This is a genomic window from Kitasatospora sp. NBC_01560, from assembly GCF_045208415.1.
In the GTDB taxonomy this organism is placed as follows: Bacteria; Actinomycetota; Actinomycetes; order Streptomycetales; family Streptomycetaceae; genus Kitasatospora.
In genome coordinates this window covers 6,080,118-6,095,987 of the sequence record NZ_CP109364.1, presented here as the reverse complement: position 1 = coordinate 6,095,987, position 15,870 = coordinate 6,080,118, and the positions used below count along the sequence as shown (strand labels likewise).

Sequence of the window (15,870 nt, the reverse complement as noted above, 5' to 3'; positions counted from 1 at the left end):
CAACCCCTTTGTCAGGCCCACTGGCCTGGGGAAACGGCCGCGGCCCCGGCTCCGGGCGGAAGGCTCGGAACCGGGACCGCGAGGGCGTGCTCAGCGTGTCCGGGGGGCTGCCCACAGTCATCCGCGGGGCCGTTCCCGGTCACCCACGGGGCTGTTCTCAGTACCCCTGGTAGCCGAAGAGGTCGACCACGATGTGCACCGGGGCGCCGCTGTCGGGCACAGTCAGTACATCTCGAAGCCGAAGGTGTCGACGACGATGTGCACCGGGGCGCCGCTGTTGTTGCGGATGGAGATCTTGCCGTTCTGGCCGATCGGCACGACCACCTGGTTGGCGATGGTCTCGCCGCGCTCGAAGTTGAGGTTCGAGGCGTTCGGCGCCTGCTCACCGAACGGGTAGACCGTCAGGAAGCCGCCGGTGCCGGGCTCGGTCACGGTGACGTTCAGCGTCACCGAGGCCAGCAGGTTGACGTCGGCGACCGGGATGTCCAGCGTGCCGCCGGCCGGGACGGTGCCCGCCGGGCGCTCCTCCAACTCGTACCGGATGTACTCGCGGGTGTCCGCGACGCGCCACGGGCCCACCGGCATGAAGGTCAGCCGGCCCTCGGCCGTGTAGTAGCCGGCCAGGTCGGCGATCACGTGGACGGTGCCGCCCGAGGAGTTGTGGAAGGAGACCTTGCCGTCCTTGACCGGGACGGTCACCAGGTTCGGGATCGTCCGCCCGGCCGGCCAGTTCAGGTTGGATGCGTTCGGCAGCGCGTCACCGTGCGGGAACACGGTCAGGAAGCCCTCCTGCGTGGGCTCGGTGACGGTCACGTTCATCGTCACGGCGGTGACGCCGGACGCCGGGAGGCCGGCCACGCCCGCGACCTGGAGGTCCACCGTGCCGCCCGCCGGGACGGCCGTCCGCCCGGGGACGCCGACCGCCTCACGGGTGTCCAGCAGCCGGGTCGGGCTGTGCGGGTGGAAGAGGAAGCCCTTGCCGCTGTGGTAGCCGGCGAGGTCGGCGACCACGTTCACGGTGCCGCCGGAGGAGTTGTGGAAGGAGACCTTGCCGTCCCGGACCGGCACCGTCACCAGGTTGGGGATGGTCGTCCCCGCGGTCCAGTTGAGGTTCGAGGAGCTCGGCAGCGGGTCCCCGTGCGGGTAGACGGTCAGGAAGCCGGACTGCTGGGTGTCGGTCACCGTCACGTTCAGCGTGACGGCGGTGATGCCGGACGCCGGGACACCGGCCACGCCCGCGACCTGGAGGTCCACCGTGCCGCCCGCCGGGACGGCCGTCCGCCCGGGGACGCCGACCGCCTCGCGGGTGTCCAGCAGCCGGGTCGGACCGGCCGGGGTGAAGGCGGAGCTGAAGTCCTGTGCCTCGTAGGCGCCGCGGTCCCGGTAGCCCTTGCCGGTACCGGCGTTGGGCACCGTCGGGTCGTCGGCCGCCTCGACCCCGTAGGCGTCGGCGGTCAGCATGCCCGGGGCGTTCTCGTCGGCCGAGTCCCGCCGGCGGTCGAGCGGCGCGTCCGGGCCCTTGGAGACCCAGCTGTCCGCGAGGAAGTCGTGCGCGCCCTGGCCGGTGGCCGCGGTGAGGGCCGCCTGCGTCGGGTACGCGGTGCCGGCCCAGCCGTACGGCAGGCCGCCGCTGCGCGGGTCGATCAGGTTGTAGTCGGCCTTGGTGCCCGCGGTGGCGCTCGCCGCCACGCTGATTCCGGTGGCCCTCACCGGGTCGGCGCACGGCTTGTCGTAGCCGTCGGTGGTGTCGACCACGTTGTTCTCGATCACCGCGCCGCCCGACGCGCCGCTCAGCGCGATTCCGGCGTTGCAGGACGAGTGGACGGTGTTGCTGACGACCACGGTGCCGGGTGCGTCCTTGACCGCGATGCCGGTGACCCCCTCGGGGCCGGCGCTGATCGAGTTGGTGGTCAGGAGCGTCCGGCTGGAGCCGTCGTCCACCAGGATCGGCGACCGCCCGTGCACCGGGCTCAGCGCACCTGCGGCGAACCGGACGTCGCTGGAGGCGTTGGTGATGTGGAGGTCGGCACGGGAGAGGTCGACGCGCATGAAGTCCACGTCGTGGCCGCCGTCGACCACCACGCTGCCGTCGATGCCCGGCGCCACCGAGAGGTGGTCGAACCGGAGGTTGGACGCGTTGCGCACGGTGATGCCGTCGCCCGCGGTGCTCCGCAGGCCGATCGTGGCGTAGGAGGAGCCGTCGCCGCCGCTGCGGAAGGTGATCGGCGCCCCGACGTTGCCGGAGCGGGTGACCAGAACGGCCTCCCGGTAGGTGCCCGGCTGGATCTCCACGGTCTGGCCGGGCTGGACCACGGCCGCCGCGGCGTTGACCGTGCAGTACGGCGCGGCCTTGCTGCCGTTGCCGGCGTCGGTGCAGTTGGCACCGTCGTTGTTGTCGACGTAGAGGGTCGCGATGCCACCGGCGACCGCGTCGGCCGATCCGATGGCCGGCAGGCCTATCGAACCGATCAGCACGGCGCCGACGGCCAGCGCTGTACGAGTCCTGGAAATAGCAGTGCCCCCCTGGGCGGAAGAGCCGGACGGACCGGCTGGACGGCCCTCGGGACACCGGGTCACGGTGGAGGGCGAACGGATGATTCCACAGGGGGATTCCGTGCCGCCACTGGGATTTGCGGGGCAGCGGAGGAGCGGGAAGCCGGCCGGGCCGACTTCCCGCTCCGGGCGTGGACGGAGGCGCGGTGCGTCAGCGACCCGGGCGGACGGTGATGTCGGTGATCTCCGCGTCCCGCGGCAGGTCGATCGCGGTGAGCAGGGCCCTCACCACCGACTCCGGCTCGATCCAGCGGGCGGCGTCGTACTCCCGGCCCTCCTGCTGGTGCACCTTCACCTGCATCGCGGTGGCGGTGCGGCCCGGGTAGACGGAGGTGACCCGGACGCCGTGGCCGTGCTCCTCGTGGCGCAGCGAGTCGGCGAGCGCCCTGAGGCCGTGCTTGCTCGCCGCGTACGCCGACCACTCGGCGTGCGCGTTGAGCCCGGCCCCGGAGTTCACGAACACCACGTGGCCCTTGACCAGCCGCAGCGAGGGCAGCATCAGGCGGGTCAGCTCGGCGGGCGCGACCAGGTTCACGTTCAGCGTCTCCTGCCAGGCCTTGACCGGCAGTTCACCGACCTGCCCCAGCTCGACGACGCCCGCGACGTGCAGCAGGGAGTCCAGCTCGACCGGCAGCGCCTGCTGACCGAAGGCCCAGGACAGCTTGGCCGGGTCCTTGAGGTCTCCCACGAGGGTCCGGGCCCCGGGGAACCGCTCGCGCAGCGCGGCGGCCCGGCGGGCGTCGCGGGCCAGCAGCCAGAGGTCGTCCCCGCGCTCCGCGAGACGCTCGGCGAGGACGGAGCCGATGCCGGAGCCCGCGCCGGTGATCAGATGTGCAGCCATGGGGTGATCCTCTCAGGCCTTGAGCTGCTCGAAGACCTGGGCCGGGGTGTCGGCGAAGGTGATCAGCTCGCCGAGCGGGCGCGGCAGGAAGCCCTCGGTGTCCATCCGCTCCAGCTGGGTGCGCAGGCCCGCGTAGAAGCCCTCGGTGTCCAGCACGATCACCGGCTTGTCGTGCAACGCGTGCTTCTTCAGCTCCAGCACCTCGGTCACCTCGTCCAGCGTCCCGAGGCCGCCGACCAGCACGACCACGGCGTCGGCCCGCATCAGCAGCTGCGCCTTGCGCTCGGCGAGGTCGGCGGTGGTGATCAGCTCGTCGGCGCCCTGGTACGCCTTGTGCCGCAGCAGCTCGACGGAGACCCCGACCAGCCGGCCCCCGGCCGCCTTCACGCCGTCCGCGAGCAGCCCCATCAGCCCGGCGTGGGAGCCGCCCCACACCAACGTGTGCCCGCCCTCCCCGAGGAGCCGGGCGAACTCGGCGGCGGGGGCGGTGTAGCGGTCGTCGAGGGAGTACGCGGAGCAGAAGACAGTGATGTTCATAGTGCTCCCCGGTCTATCACGGCCCGAGGATCCTTCTCACCGGCATTACGCGCTGCTGTCGGCCGGGCGGCGGGGTCAGTCCTTGTACGGGACGAGCTTCGACAGGCCCAGCGTGAAGCCGAACGGCTCCGGGATGCCGATCGCGTCGCCGAACTTCCGGTTGCTCCGGGTGTGGTACCGGTCGTGGTTGGGCTCGGAGAACAGGGTCACCGTCTGCTGTCGCGGGTCCACGATCAGGTACAGCGGGATGCGCATCGCGGCGTAGTCGTGGAGTTTGTCCATCCAGTCGTTGCCCGGATTGGACGGCGAGACGATCTCCACGGCGATCAGGGCCTCCTCGGCAGGGGCCTGGTTGCCGGACCGGAAGAGGACTTCCAGCGGCAGGTAGGTGAGGTCCGGCTCGCGCCCCTTGGAGACGTCCGGGCTGACGATCTCGCCCCGCTCGCTGGGGAGGTAGCCGTCGGGAGCGTGCTGCTCGAACTGCCTGCGCACCTGCGCGACGTTGAGCTGATGGATGTTCGACGGCGACGCCTGGATGATCAGCGCGTCCCCGGACCACTCGATCCGGACGCCTTCCGGCGCGATCCGCTCCAACTCCTCGACGAAGTCGCGGTGCTGCTCGTAGAAGCTCATGCCGCCCTCGCGTACGACGACCCCTGCGACGGACACCGAGTGGAGCGGCGTCGGCGGGGGCTCGCCGGCGCCGTCACTCATGCGCAGGACGACGGAAGCCCCGGCCCGCGCGGGCATGCCGGTCCGAGAGGGCGCACAGGACGGCCACCAGAGCGACGGCGAGCCGGTCCGCCGGGGCCGCGTCGGGGGCATCCTCCAGCCGGTGGGACGCCAGGCGGGCGGCGAGCCGGCCCGGGGACGCCCAGCCGTCCCGGAGAGCCGTGGTGGTGACCCGGCGCAGCAGGTCGTCCTCCGGGACGGCGCGGGCGGGTGCCTGGAGGTCGGGCGGCAGGTGCTCGGTCATCCGCCCCCAGCCCGAGAGGTCGGGCGGCGGCGTGACCCGCGCGGGCGCTTCGCCCGCGCGCGGAGTGGCAGCTGTCACCACAACAGCAACCATCTGCTCTACCTGGTAAGGGACTTCCTGGTTGTGTCCGCACGTGCGGAGCGTCGATCCCGTACGTGCGGACTTCGCCGACTCCGCACCTGCGGACTTCCGCTCGCCGCAGCGGGGTTGCGGCAACACCGCACGTGCGGACCTAACCGACTCCGCACGTGCGGGCTTCCCGGCGTCGCAGCGGAGCAGCTCCTGCTTGACGCGCCGGGCGTCGGCGCGCAGGACGGCGAGGGCGGCGTCCCAGTCGGGGACGCCGCCCAGGGGCATGGTGACGGCGTAGCCGCGCGCCCGGGTGCCGGAGGGGCCGTGGACGAGGGCCAGCACTCCGGCCGCCTCGGCGGCGCGGTAGAAGCCGGGGACGGAGTCCTTGGAGACCCGGCAGGCGCGGGAGAACCAGAGGTTGGACGGCGGGCAGTGGAGGTTGGTCCCGTCCGCGTCGGCCTTCTGCGCGGCGTGCATGAGGAAGAGGACGAAGGACGGACCGAGGGACTTCCAGGGCCCGCCGGTCGGGACGCTCTGCATCCACTGCCCGACCCTGATCCGGAACTCGTTCGCGGGCGGGGTGCCGGTGGGACGGGCGAGGGCAAGAGCCTCGGTGGTGACGACGTGCACGTTCAGCCTTTCGTGGCCGATATGCGAGCCGGAAGACAGCACGGCTGGCATACTGGCCGAGTGAAGTGAGCGTGCGCCGGAACCGCCAAGTTGTAGGCGTACGCGTTTAGATGGCCACCGCCCGACTGGGCGGTGGCCATTGAAGTTTATGCCACGAGAGCAGCAGATTTGACGGACAGTCATAGATTCGCTGCGGTGAGTGCTCGCGCATACTGCCTCGTTGGCTTCAGTTGCCGCTCTGCTCACCGAGCAAGCGCCAGCCGTCGTGCGTGCGGATGGCTGGCTCGGCATCGCCCCGAAGCGCGTCCAGGACGCGCGCGGCGTACACCTCGGCCATGCGGCCGGAGACTTCGGCCGGCGTGAGCCAGTCGATTGCAGTCGATTCGGCCGAGAGCTGCTCGACACCGCCCTAAGGACGGCAGCGGAACACCAGCACAACGATGCCGCGCGCCACGTTCTTGCACACGCCGGTCAGCCGCTCCACGCCGACCTTGATCCCGGTCTCCTCGTGGATCTCTCGGCGCACCCCATCCTCGATGGTCTCGGTCAGCTCCAGCACACCGCCCGGCGGCTCCCACGTGCCGTTGTCAGCTCGGCGGATCACCAACACCCGGCCGTCCTCGCGCACCACCGCGCCCGCGACAGACACCGAGTGAAGCGGAATCGTGACACCTTCCTCCGGGTCGCGGTCAGGGGAGATATACCTTCTGCCACTCCAGCGAGGTCATCGAGAGCGCCGCCTCGGCAAGCTGCCGAGCGGACTCGGTCTTGAGGCTGCCAAGACTGCTGTCGATCCAGGGCTGGACGTTCTGGTACCCCTGTTCCCGGTACTCGACGGCCTGGAGCAGGCATTCGAGCTTGTCGGCATCGTGCGCCACAGTGACTTCTCGGCTGTCCGCGTTCTCGTACTCCTCCACGATTGCCTGGACGCCGGAGACCACCGCCGGGTGCGCGGCGCTGACCTGGTCGGCCGTAACCCGCTCGTTCGAAGCGGTGGTCAGGTATCGGCGGCCGATGTGCGGGATGTCGCCGATCCGCGTTTCCTGTGTGTCGTGAAAGAGACACAGCAGCGCGACCTTCGCAGGGTCGGCGCCCTCCATCATCGCGAGCACCGCGCCGACGACCCCGGTGCGGAAGGAATGCTCCGCGATGGTCTCCGGATCCTTCACCCCAGCGATCCACCAGCCCGACCGCTTGGCGCGCTTGAGCATGCCCACCTCGAAGAGGTAGCCCGCAGTGCCCTTCGTCTGCCCGTCCTCCGACATGGCTGCCCCATTCCCATCCGCCGGCTCCATCACCATGCCTCCACCCCGTCACGCAGATAGCGCGTACTGCCGTCGTTGAGCGCCCTGACTGCGGCGTTCAACCGCTTCTGCTGGCGAGGTCGGAGCCGGTCGGCAACGTCCGTCTCCGACAGGAACACCGCCTCGGACAGCTCGTCGTCGTGTGGGCGCACCTTTACCGCCAGCTCGGGCGTGAGGGTGCCCGCGTCGAAGATGAACGCGATCTGGTCGTCCCAAGGACCGTGCGGCGCGACCCAGTCCACCACCAGTAGACGGTGAACAGTGATGTCCAGCCCCAGCTCCTCGCGCAGTTCCCGCACGGCCGCCTCGTCCGGCGGCTCATTGGCCTCCGCCATCCCGCCAGGCAGGTCCCAGCCCTCCTTGTAGGTGGGATTGACCGTCAGGATGCGACCGGCCTGGTCGCGAATGATCACGTCCGCCGAGACGCGCTTCCGTGCCTGCCGGGCATTGCCCTCGGCGAGGTAGGCGTTCCAGGCGTTGGTATCGGTGGGTGCAGGCCTCACAGTGAACCTCCCCGGGGCGACGGGATGATGTCGGCGAGCAGGAGCAGCCAGGTTCTGCGTGCCTCGTCGAACCGTGCCAGGTACTCGCACACCGGACCGTACTCCCGATGCCGCGCGAGCAGCTCACCAAGGTCGTCGACGTTCGGCAAGGTCGTCCACGCCGACATCTCCCGGTGACGGAACCGCCGGCGCGGCAGGGCTCCGAAGCCGCCGCCCCCTCCCGCTCTGGACCGCCTGCGCCGTGTCGGCGGCGGCCCTGTTCCACCTCATCGCGGCCGCGCTCGTGCTGGTCGAACACACCCGCTGATGCCCCGCGGGCGCCGCCGTCGCGGCGGCGCCCGCGGGATCCCACCGATCGAGAGGAGCACCAGCATGTCCGCCACCGAACCCCCGCCGCCTCGGCCGAAGCCCGACAACCGGCCGTCGCCCCGGCCACCGGACCGGTAGCACCGCACACGACGACCAGCGACGAAATCAATCAGGAGGACCGAATGGCTTGGGAAACCGACAAGGACAGCGGCGGCAAGCACGGGGGCAAGAAGGACCCGGGCACCAGCAAGCCGTCGCCCGACAGCGCGCGGCCGGTGCCCGCGCCGAAGCACAAGAAGGACGACGAGAAGAAGTGACGGACCCTGTGAACACCTCGCAGCAGGCCGCCGTGGGCGGTCTGCTGCGGGCCGTCGGCGATGCGCTCGGCGGCCCCGTCCCAGCGAAGTGGGGGGATGCGATCGGAGCTGTCCCGCGCCACCGCTTCCTGCCGGAGCGGATCTGGCTGGAGGACGGCAAGGGCGGCTACGAGCCGTGCGACCTTCAGGCCGACAGCGGCCGCTGGTTCGAGGCGGCCTACGCGGACGTGCCGATCGTCACCCAGGTCAACGACGGCGAGACGCCCGAAGACCCGGCTGATGCCTGGCCGTCCTCGTCTGCGTCGGCGCCCTCGATCGTGGTCAGGACGCTCCGCGAGCTCGACGTCCGACCGGGCATGAACGTCCTGGAGATCGGCACCGGGACAGGATGGAACGCGGCGCTGCTTGCGCACCGCCTCGGCGCGGGGCGCGTCGCCTCGGTCGAGATCGATTCCGACGTTGCTCGTCAGGCGTGGGCCTCGCTGAATGCGGCGGGTCTGGACGTGGACGTGCGCTGCGGGGACGGCGCAGAGGGCTGGAACCGCCGCGGGCCGTACGACCGGATCATCTCCACCTGCTCGGTCCGACACGTGCCGTGGGCGTGGATCGAACAGACCCGGTCCGGAGGCATCGTCCTCACGCCCTGGGACAATCCGATGCTCTGCTGGGGGCTGCTCAGGCTCACCGTCGAGCGTGACCGTGCGCAGGGGCGGTTCAGCCCGCACTCCGCGTTCATGCTGATGCGCGACCAGCGGCACGACCTGAGGATCTTCCGCGATGTCGTGCGGGACGAGCACGTTCCGGCGGAGTCCGGGACGGCGCTGTCGCCGTGGAAGGTCACCGGCGACCAGTGGGACGCCCGGTTCGCCCTCGGCCTGCGGCTCGGCGATGTGTGGACGGCCTGGGAGGACGACGAGGAGCGTCTCTGGGTCGCGACGACGGACGCTCGGTCGTGGGCGGCCGTCGACCGCAACGGCGGACAGTTCACCGTCGGGCAGTACGGCCCGCGTCGGCTGTGGGACGAGGTCGAGGCCGCCTACCGGTGGTGGGAGGGGCACGGAAGACCGGCGCCCGAGCGCTTCGGCCTGACCGTCACCGGCAGACGGCAGTGGACCTGGCTGGACCACCCGAGCCGGGTGGCCGGCGCGGTCAGGCGCTGACGCCGGCGCGCTCCGTCGTCGCGATGGTGGCGGAGCCGACGACGCGGGTGCCGTCGTACAGCACCACGGCCTGGCCGGGGGCGATGCCGCGGACGGCGGTGTCCAGGCTCACGTGCAGCTCGCCGTCGACGACCGAGGCCGTGACCGGGACCTCCTCGCCGTGGGCGCGGAGCTGGGCGGCGTAGCGGCCGTCGGCGGCCGGGGAGCCGCCGCACCAACGGGGGCGGATCGCGGTCAGCGCGGTGACATCCAGGCCCTCGACCGGGCCGACGGTGACGGTGTTGTTCACCGGGGAGATGTCGAGCACGTAGCGCGGCTTGCCGTCGGCGGCCGGCCGGCCGATCCGCAGGCCCTTGCGCTGGCCGATGGTGAAGCCGTGGGCACCGTCGTGCTCGCCGAGCTTGGTGCCGTCGGTGTCGAGGATGTCGCCGGTGGCGCTGCCGAGGTGCTTGGCCAGGAAGCCCTGGGTGTCACCATCGGCGATGAAGCAGATGTCGTGGCTGTCCGGCTTCTTGGCGACGGCGAGGCCGCGGCGCTCGGCCTCCTCGCGGATGACGTCCTTGGTGGTGTCGCCGAGCGGGAAGAGCGAGTGGGCGAGCTGGCCGGCGTCGAGCACGCCGAGCACGTAGGACTGGTCCTTGGCGGCGTCCGCGGCTCGGTGCAGCTGGCGCTCGCCGGACGGCAGGTCGACGATCCGGGCGTAGTGGCCGGTGCAGACGGCGTCGAAGCCGAGCGCGACCGCCTTGTCGAGCAGCGCGGCGAACTTGATCTTCTCGTTGCAGCGCAGGCACGGGTTGGGGGTGCGGCCGGCCGCGTACTCGGCGACGAAGTCGTCGATCACGTCCTCGCGGAACCGCTCGGCGAGGTCCCAGACGTAGAACGGGATGCCGATCACGTCGGCGGCGCGGCGGGCGTCGCGGGAGTCCTCGATCGTGCAGCAGCCGCGAGCGCCGGTGCGGAAGGACTGCGGGTTGGCCGAGAGCGCCAGGTGCACGCCGGTCACCTCGTGGCCGGCTTCGGCGGCACGGGCGGCGGCGACGGCGGAGTCCACTCCGCCGGACATCGCCGCGAGCACACGCAGGCGGCCAGTGGAGGGAGCGGTCGGGGCACCGGGGAAGTCAGTCATGATGCCCACAAGAGTACGTGGTCGCGCCCGCCGGGCGGCCTGGGTTTCCGGGCTACCGGCGGACGGCGGCGAGCCCCGCGTTGCGGGCCCGGAGAACGGCCGGCCCGATGGCGCCGGCCAGTGCGGTGACGTCCTCCCGGGTCGACGTGTGGCCGAGCGAGAAGCGCAGCGAGGCGCGGGCGAGCAGCGGGTCGACGCCCATCGCCAGCAGGACGTGGCTGGGCTGCGGAACTCCGGCCGAGCAGGCCGAGCCGGTGGAGCACTCGATGCCCTGGGCGTCGAGCAGCATCAGCAGCGCGTCGCCCTCGCAGCCGGGGAAGGAGAAGTGCGCGTTGGCGGGCAGCCGGCCCGCGGCCGCCGGGTCGCCGTTGAGCACGGCGTCCGGGACGGCGGTGAGCACCGCGGCGGTCAGCTCGTCGCGCAGGGCGCCGAGGGTGACGGCGTGGTCGGCGCGCCGTTCGACGGCGAGGGCCGCGGCGGCCGCGAAGCCGGCGGCGGCGGGCGCGTCGAGGGTGCCGGAGCGGACGTCGCGTTCCTGGCCGCCGCCGTGCAGCAGCGGGACGGGGGTGGCGCCGCGGGAGAGCAGCAGGGCGCCGATGCCGTACGGGCCGCCGATCTTGTGGCCGGTGACGGTGAGCGCGGTGAGGCCGGACTCGGCGAAGGAGACCGGCACCTGGCCGAGTGCCTGGACGGCGTCGGCGTGCATGGGGATGCCGTACTCGGCCGCGACGGCGGCGAGTTCGACGACCGGCTGGACGGTGCCGACCTCGTTGTTGGCCCACATCACGGTGACCAGCGCCACGGACGCCGGGTCGCGTTCGATCGCCTCGCGCAGCGCCGCCGGGTGGACCCTGCCGAGGGCGTCGACCGGCAGGTACTCGACGGTGGCGTCCTCGTGCTCGGAGAGCCAGTGCACGGCGTCCAGCACCGCGTGGTGCTCGACCGGGCTGCTGAGCACCCTCGTCCGGGCCGGGTCGGCGCCCCGGCGGGCCCAGTACAGGCCCTTGACGGCGAGGTTGTCGGATTCGGTGCCGCCACCGGTGAGGACGATCTCGCTCGGGCGGGCGCCCAGCGACTCGGCGAGCGACTCGCGGGACTCCTCGACCACGCGGCGGGCCCGGCGGCCGGCCGCGTGCAGGGAGGAGGCGTTGCCGACGACCCCCAGGTGCGCCGTCATCGCGGCGATCGCCTCGGGCAGCATCGGCGTGGTCGCCGCATGGTCCAGGTATGGCATAACCAGTCGATTGTAGGGGGCAGCCCGCCACCGCCAGGGCCATCGGCGCAATCCGGCCACGGCACCGCCCCCGGGGCACCGGCCGGCGGGCGCCGGCGCACCGACCGGACGTCCGCGTCCGGTTCCGGTTTGGCCGGTCACCGGGGCGAGCGGTTAGCCTTGCGGCCCACCGCAAAAGAGGCCGAACGGGACAGGACTGGGGGCGCCATGTCGCAGTCGGTCGATCGCGCGCTCACCCTCCTCGGCTCCCTCGGCGACGGCCCGGTGACCCTCGAACAGGCCGCGAACAGCATCGGTGTGCACAAGTCCACCGCGCTGCGGCTGTTGCGCACGCTGGAGGAGCACGGCTTCGTCCACCGCCAGTCCGACCGCCGCTACCGGCTCGGCGGCCGCGTCCTCTCGCTCGCGCACCGGGCGCTGGAGGAGATCGACGTCCGGCAGATCGCGGCGCCCTACCTGGCCGCGCTGAACCGCCGGTTCGGGGTGACCGTCCAGCTCGCCGTGCTGCAGGACGGCGAGGTGCTCTACCTGGACGAGCTGGCCGGCCGGTGGCGGGCGGGGGCGGCGCGGCCGTCCCGGATCGGGCGGCGGGCGCCGGCGGCCGGCACCGCGATCGGCCGGGTGCTGCTGGCGGGGCTGCCCGAGGACGGGGTCCGCGAGGAGGAGCTGCCGGCCGAGCTGGCCGCGGTGCGCCGCCAGGGCTGGGCGGCGGAGTCGGCGGAGCACCGGGAGCCGGTGGCCTGCGTGGCCGCGCCGGTGGCCGGCAGCGCCGGGCTGCCGGTGGCCGCGTGCGCGGTGAGCGCCCCGACGTACGAGATGGCCCCGTTCGAGCTGGTCCGGCTGCTGCCGGAGCTGCTCTGCACGGCCGAGGCGATCTCGCTGGCGTACGGCGGCTCGCCTACTCCTCGCTGGTGCGCGAACCATTGCGGTGCCACGCCCGCGGTGCGCGCCAGCCGTACTTGAGGGCGAACATCCGGAGCAGGAAGGCGGTCAGTGCGGCGGCCGTGCCGGTGAAGGCGGTGAGCCGGTCGAGGCCGATCAGCACGACGACCATGGCGGAGCCGACCAGGGCGGGGACGGCGTAGATCTCCCGGTCCCAGCGGAGCAGCGAGGGGATCTCGCCGGCCAGGACGTCGCGCATGACGCCGCCGCCCGCGGCCGTCACCATGCCGAGCGCCATCGCGGCCACCGCGCCGAGGCCGTAGTCGTGCGCCTTGGCGGTGCCGGTGACGCAGAACAGGCCGAGGCCGAGCGCGTCCAGGGTCTGCACGGCGCGGTTGATCCGCTCGACCTCGGGGTGCAGGAAGAACACCACCAGGCCGGCGCCGAGCGGGGTGACGAAGTACCCGAGATTGGTGAAGGCGGCGACCGGGGTGGCGCCGATGACGAGGTCGCGCATCACGCCGCCGCCGAGGGCGGTGACCTCCGCGAGTACACAGATCCCGAAGATGTCCATGTTCTTGCGGACGGCCAGCAGGCCCCCGGAGAGGGCGAAGACGAAGATGCCGACCAGGTCGAGGGACTGCTGGACGTCGGAGGGGAAGATCTGCGAGCTCACCGTCCATGTGTACCTGATCGTCCGGGAGGCCCCCGGCACCGGACGGCACCCGGGGCCTCGTCACGTTCCGGACACGATGTAGTGGAGGCGGCGATTCCGCGGCTTCCCGCTCGTTGGCACCGGTTCGATTTCGGCTAGCCTCCGCCTGTGAACCTGATCGAACGCGCATCTACCTGGCGTAATGGCCGCGCGGCGGCCTCCGGCGCTCCCTCCCCCGCCTCGGCGCGGCTCGGCTGGCTCGACGCCCTGCGCGGGATCGCCGCCCTGTCCGTCGCGGTGTACCACCTGGCTCTGCCGTTCCTCTGGATACCGCACGGCCGCCGGGTGCCGTACTACCTCGACCCGGGCATCTTCGGCGTGATGCTGTTCTTCCTGGTGAGCGGATACATCATTCCCGCCTCGCTGGAGCGGCGCGGTGACGTCCGGGGCTTCTGGGCGGGCCGGTTCTTCCGGATCTACCCCGTGGTGATCCTGACCGTGGTCGGCAGCCTGCTGATCCTGCCGCGCAACTACGCGGTGGTGCAGGGCTGGGCGTTCGACCACCCGCTGCTGACGCTGGCGGGCAACGGGATGATGATCCAGGACATGATGGGCGTCACGAACGTCATCGGGGTGATGTGGACGCTCACCTACGAGATGCTCTTCTACTACTTCGTGACGGCCCTGTTCGTGATGGGCTGGCACCGCCGCAGCGCCCCGATCGCGATCGGCTTCGCGGCCTTCGCGCTGGTCCTGGGCTCCTGGCTGGCGCTGGGCACGATCTCGGTCGACCTGGCCGCGACCAGGCACCTGGTGGCGGCGGGCGGCGCCGTGGTGGTCATGGCGATGGTCTGCATCTTCTCCGGCCGGGCGGACCTGGCCCGTTGGGGCGGGATCCTGCTGGGCTCTCTCGGCCTGGTGCTGATCCTGCTCAACAGCCGGTCCACCGCCTTCGAGACGATGATCATCTTCGCCACGATGTTCGCCGGGACGGTGCTCTACCGGATGGAGCACGGCCAGATCGACCGGCTGCCGGCCATCCTCTGCTGCGTCTTCGTGGCCGCCGCGGGCTTCCTCTCCGGCTACCTGTACAACTTCGGTCCGGCGCTCTGGCGGACGTGGAGCGAGTCGTGGATGTCCTTCTCGTACGCCTACCTGGCGGCGTGGGTGGTGTTCGCGGTCGGCATGCTGCTGCGCAAGCGGCGGTTCCCCCGGGCGCTGAGCTGGCTGGGCGCGGTCAGCTACTCGGTCTACCTGCTGCACAACCCGCTGATCCACGGGATGAACTGGATGCTGGAGGGCCACGCCCCGATCACCGGCTGGAAGGACAGGAGCCTCCAGCTGATCGGCTTCACGGTGGCACTGCTGGTCATCAGCTACCTCAGCTACCGGCTGGTCGAGATCCCGTTCCAGAACCTCGGGCGCCGCGTCATGAAGGCCGTCAACCGGCGCTTCCCGGCGGAGCTGCCGGCCTCCGCGGCCACGCCCGCCGCCGCCCGGACCGCCGTGGTGCCGGCCGCGGCCACCGAGCGCGAGCCGGAGCCGGCCGGGCGCGGCTGAGCGCGGCCGGGACGCCGGAAGGCCGTCCGCCCGGAGCTTCGGTGCTCCGGGCGGACGGCCTTCGTGTGTCGGTACGGGCCCCCGCACTTGGCCCCGGCGCTGGGGCCCCGGCGCTGGGCTCAGGCGTGCGCCGCGACGGCCGCAGCACCTGCCGAGGGCGCGTTCTCGGGGAAGTGGCACGCCACCTGGTGCCCGGTCTTGAGCGCCGCGAGCGGCGGCTCCTGGCTGGCACAGATGTCCTGGGCCTTCCAGCAGCGGGTGCGGAACCGGCAGCCGGACGGCGGGTTGATCGGGGACGGCACGTCGCCCTTGAGCAGGATCCGCTCACGCCCGCCGCTCTGCCGGCGGCGCGGGTCCGGCACCGGCACCGCGGACATCAGCGCGTTGGTGTACGGGTGCATCGGGGTGGCGTAGAGCGAGTCCCGGTCGGCGATCTCGACGACCTTGCCGAGGTACATCACGGCGACCCGGTCGGAGACGTGCCGGACGACCGAGAGGTCGTGCGCGATGATCAGGTAGGTCAGGCCGAGTTCGCGCTGGAGGTCGTCCAGCAGGTTGACCACCTGGGCCTGGATCGAGACGTCCAGGGCCGAGACGGGCTCGTCCGCGACGACCATCTTGGGCCGCAGGGCGAGCGCCCGGGCGATGCCGATGCGCTGGCGCTGGCCGCCGGAGAACTCGTGCGGGTAGCGGTTGTAGTGCTCGGGGCTGAGCCCGCAGAGCTCCAGCAGCTCCTGGACGGCCTTCTTGACCCCGCCGGCCGGCGCGGCCTTCTGCAGCCTGAACGGCGCGCCGACGATGGTGCCGACGGTGTGCCGGGGGTTCAGCGAGGAGTACGGGTCCTGGAAGATCATCTGGATGTCGCGGCGGAGCGGCCGCATCCTGCCGACGCCCAGGTGGGTGATGTCGGTGCCCTCGAACTCGATCTTCCCGCCGGTGGGTTCGTCGAGCCTGGTGACGAGCCGGCCCATCGTCGACTTGCCGCAGCCGGACTCGCCGACCACGCCCAGGGTCTCCCCCGCGTTGACGGTGAAGTCGATGCCGTCGACGGCCCGCACCGCACCCGTGCGGCGGCGCAGCAGGCCGCCGTGGATCGGGAAGTGCCGGGTCAGCCCGGTCACCCGGAGCAGCGGCTCGCGGTCGGAGGCGGGCGCGGGCGCGGGCACCTTGTTGAGGGGTTCGGGGGCCGCCGCCTGAGTGTCCGTCATCGG

General features: G+C 72.0%; 15 protein-coding genes and 1 pseudogene. 4 read left to right on the top strand and 12 right to left on the bottom strand.

Annotated features, from left to right (window positions below; genetic code table 11):
• Positions 1 to 222 precede the first annotated feature (222 nt).
• From OH807_RS26620 to OH807_RS26585, 8 genes and pseudogenes are all read right to left on the bottom strand, one after another.
• On the bottom strand, positions 223 to 2,475 hold the full coding sequence (locus tag OH807_RS26620) for a right-handed parallel beta-helix repeat-containing protein (protein ID WP_406203318.1): 2,253 nt from the start codon (positions 2,473 to 2,475) through the stop codon (positions 223 to 225).
• Positions 2,476 to 2,704: 229 nt separating this feature from the next.
• Entirely contained in the window at positions 2,705 to 3,394 is a 690-nt protein-coding gene (locus tag OH807_RS26615; protein ID WP_406203315.1) for an SDR family oxidoreductase, read from the bottom strand.
• Positions 3,395 to 3,406: 12 nt separating this feature from the next.
• The gene (locus OH807_RS26610) at positions 3,407 to 3,931 is read right to left on the bottom strand and encodes a TIGR00730 family Rossman fold protein (protein WP_406203313.1); all 525 of its coding nucleotides are present in this window, start codon (positions 3,929 to 3,931) and stop codon (positions 3,407 to 3,409) included.
• 75 nt (positions 3,932 to 4,006) lie between these two features.
• Positions 4,007 to 4,645, bottom strand: a complete 639-nt coding sequence (locus OH807_RS26605) for a Uma2 family endonuclease (protein ID WP_406203310.1) — start codon at positions 4,643 to 4,645, stop codon at positions 4,007 to 4,009.
• The gene (locus OH807_RS26600) at positions 4,638 to 5,651 is read right to left on the bottom strand and encodes a hypothetical protein (RefSeq protein WP_406203306.1); all 1,014 of its coding nucleotides are present in this window, start codon (positions 5,649 to 5,651) and stop codon (positions 4,638 to 4,640) included. The genes OH807_RS26605 and OH807_RS26600 overlap by 8 nt, the downstream gene beginning before the upstream one ends.
• A 184-nt stretch (positions 5,652 to 5,835) precedes the next feature.
• A pseudogene (locus tag OH807_RS26595) lies at positions 5,836 to 6,258 on the bottom strand (NUDIX hydrolase).
• Positions 6,259 to 6,298: 40 nt separating this feature from the next.
• Positions 6,299 to 6,904, bottom strand: coding sequence for an HD family hydrolase (locus tag OH807_RS26590; protein ID WP_406211197.1), 606 nt, complete (start codon positions 6,902 to 6,904; stop codon positions 6,299 to 6,301).
• Positions 6,904 to 7,416, bottom strand: a complete 513-nt coding sequence (locus tag OH807_RS26585) for an NUDIX domain-containing protein (protein ID WP_406203303.1) — start codon at positions 7,414 to 7,416, stop codon at positions 6,904 to 6,906. Before OH807_RS26585 ends, OH807_RS26590 begins: the two co-directional genes overlap by 1 nt.
• A gap of 491 nt (positions 7,417 to 7,907) precedes the next feature.
• Between OH807_RS26585 and OH807_RS26580 the strand changes: the two genes are divergently transcribed.
• A complete protein-coding gene (locus OH807_RS26580; RefSeq protein ID WP_406203300.1) occupies positions 7,908 to 8,042 on the top strand; it encodes a hypothetical protein in 135 nt (44 codons plus the stop codon).
• Positions 8,039 to 9,202: a methyltransferase domain-containing protein gene (locus OH807_RS26575; protein ID WP_406203297.1), complete on the top strand. Its 1,164-nt coding sequence runs from the start codon at positions 8,039 to 8,041 to the stop codon at positions 9,200 to 9,202. Before OH807_RS26580 ends, OH807_RS26575 begins: the two co-directional genes overlap by 4 nt.
• Here OH807_RS26575 and mnmA read toward each other — a convergent pair.
• Together mnmA and OH807_RS26565 are read right to left on the bottom strand one after the other, a co-directional pair.
• Positions 9,192 to 10,328 carry a tRNA 2-thiouridine(34) synthase MnmA gene (gene mnmA / locus OH807_RS26570; RefSeq protein ID WP_406203294.1) on the bottom strand — a complete coding sequence of 379 codons (1,137 nt, stop codon included), beginning with the start codon at positions 10,326 to 10,328 and terminating at the stop codon, positions 9,192 to 9,194. The two genes, OH807_RS26575 and mnmA, sit on opposite strands and share 11 nt — an antisense overlap.
• A 52-nt stretch (positions 10,329 to 10,380) precedes the next feature.
• Positions 10,381 to 11,562: a cysteine desulfurase family protein gene (locus tag OH807_RS26565; RefSeq protein ID WP_406203291.1), complete on the bottom strand. Its 1,182-nt coding sequence runs from the start codon at positions 11,560 to 11,562 to the stop codon at positions 10,381 to 10,383.
• A 207-nt stretch (positions 11,563 to 11,769) separates the two neighbouring features.
• Here OH807_RS26565 and OH807_RS26560 point away from each other — a divergent pair, with 207 nt between their 5' ends.
• Complete coding sequence (locus tag OH807_RS26560; protein WP_406203288.1) at positions 11,770 to 12,525, top strand: IclR family transcriptional regulator; 756 nt, start codon at positions 11,770 to 11,772, stop codon at positions 12,523 to 12,525.
• Here the strand turns inward: OH807_RS26560 and OH807_RS26555 are convergent.
• Positions 12,461 to 13,120 (bottom strand): trimeric intracellular cation channel family protein, encoded by a 660-nt coding sequence (locus tag OH807_RS26555; protein WP_406203285.1) that lies wholly within the window; start codon positions 13,118 to 13,120, stop codon positions 12,461 to 12,463. The two genes, OH807_RS26560 and OH807_RS26555, sit on opposite strands and share 65 nt — an antisense overlap.
• Before the next feature lie 147 nt (positions 13,121 to 13,267).
• On the opposite strand from OH807_RS26555, the gene OH807_RS26550 reads away from it, so the two are divergent.
• Positions 13,268 to 14,659: an acyltransferase family protein gene (locus OH807_RS26550; RefSeq protein WP_406203282.1), complete on the top strand. Its 1,392-nt coding sequence runs from the start codon at positions 13,268 to 13,270 to the stop codon at positions 14,657 to 14,659.
• 119 nt (positions 14,660 to 14,778) lie between these two features.
• Here OH807_RS26550 and OH807_RS26545 read toward each other — a convergent pair whose 3' ends face one another.
• Positions 14,779 to 15,867, bottom strand: a complete 1,089-nt coding sequence (locus tag OH807_RS26545) for an ABC transporter ATP-binding protein (RefSeq protein WP_406203279.1) — start codon at positions 15,865 to 15,867, stop codon at positions 14,779 to 14,781.
• Positions 15,868 to 15,870 lie beyond the last annotated feature (3 nt).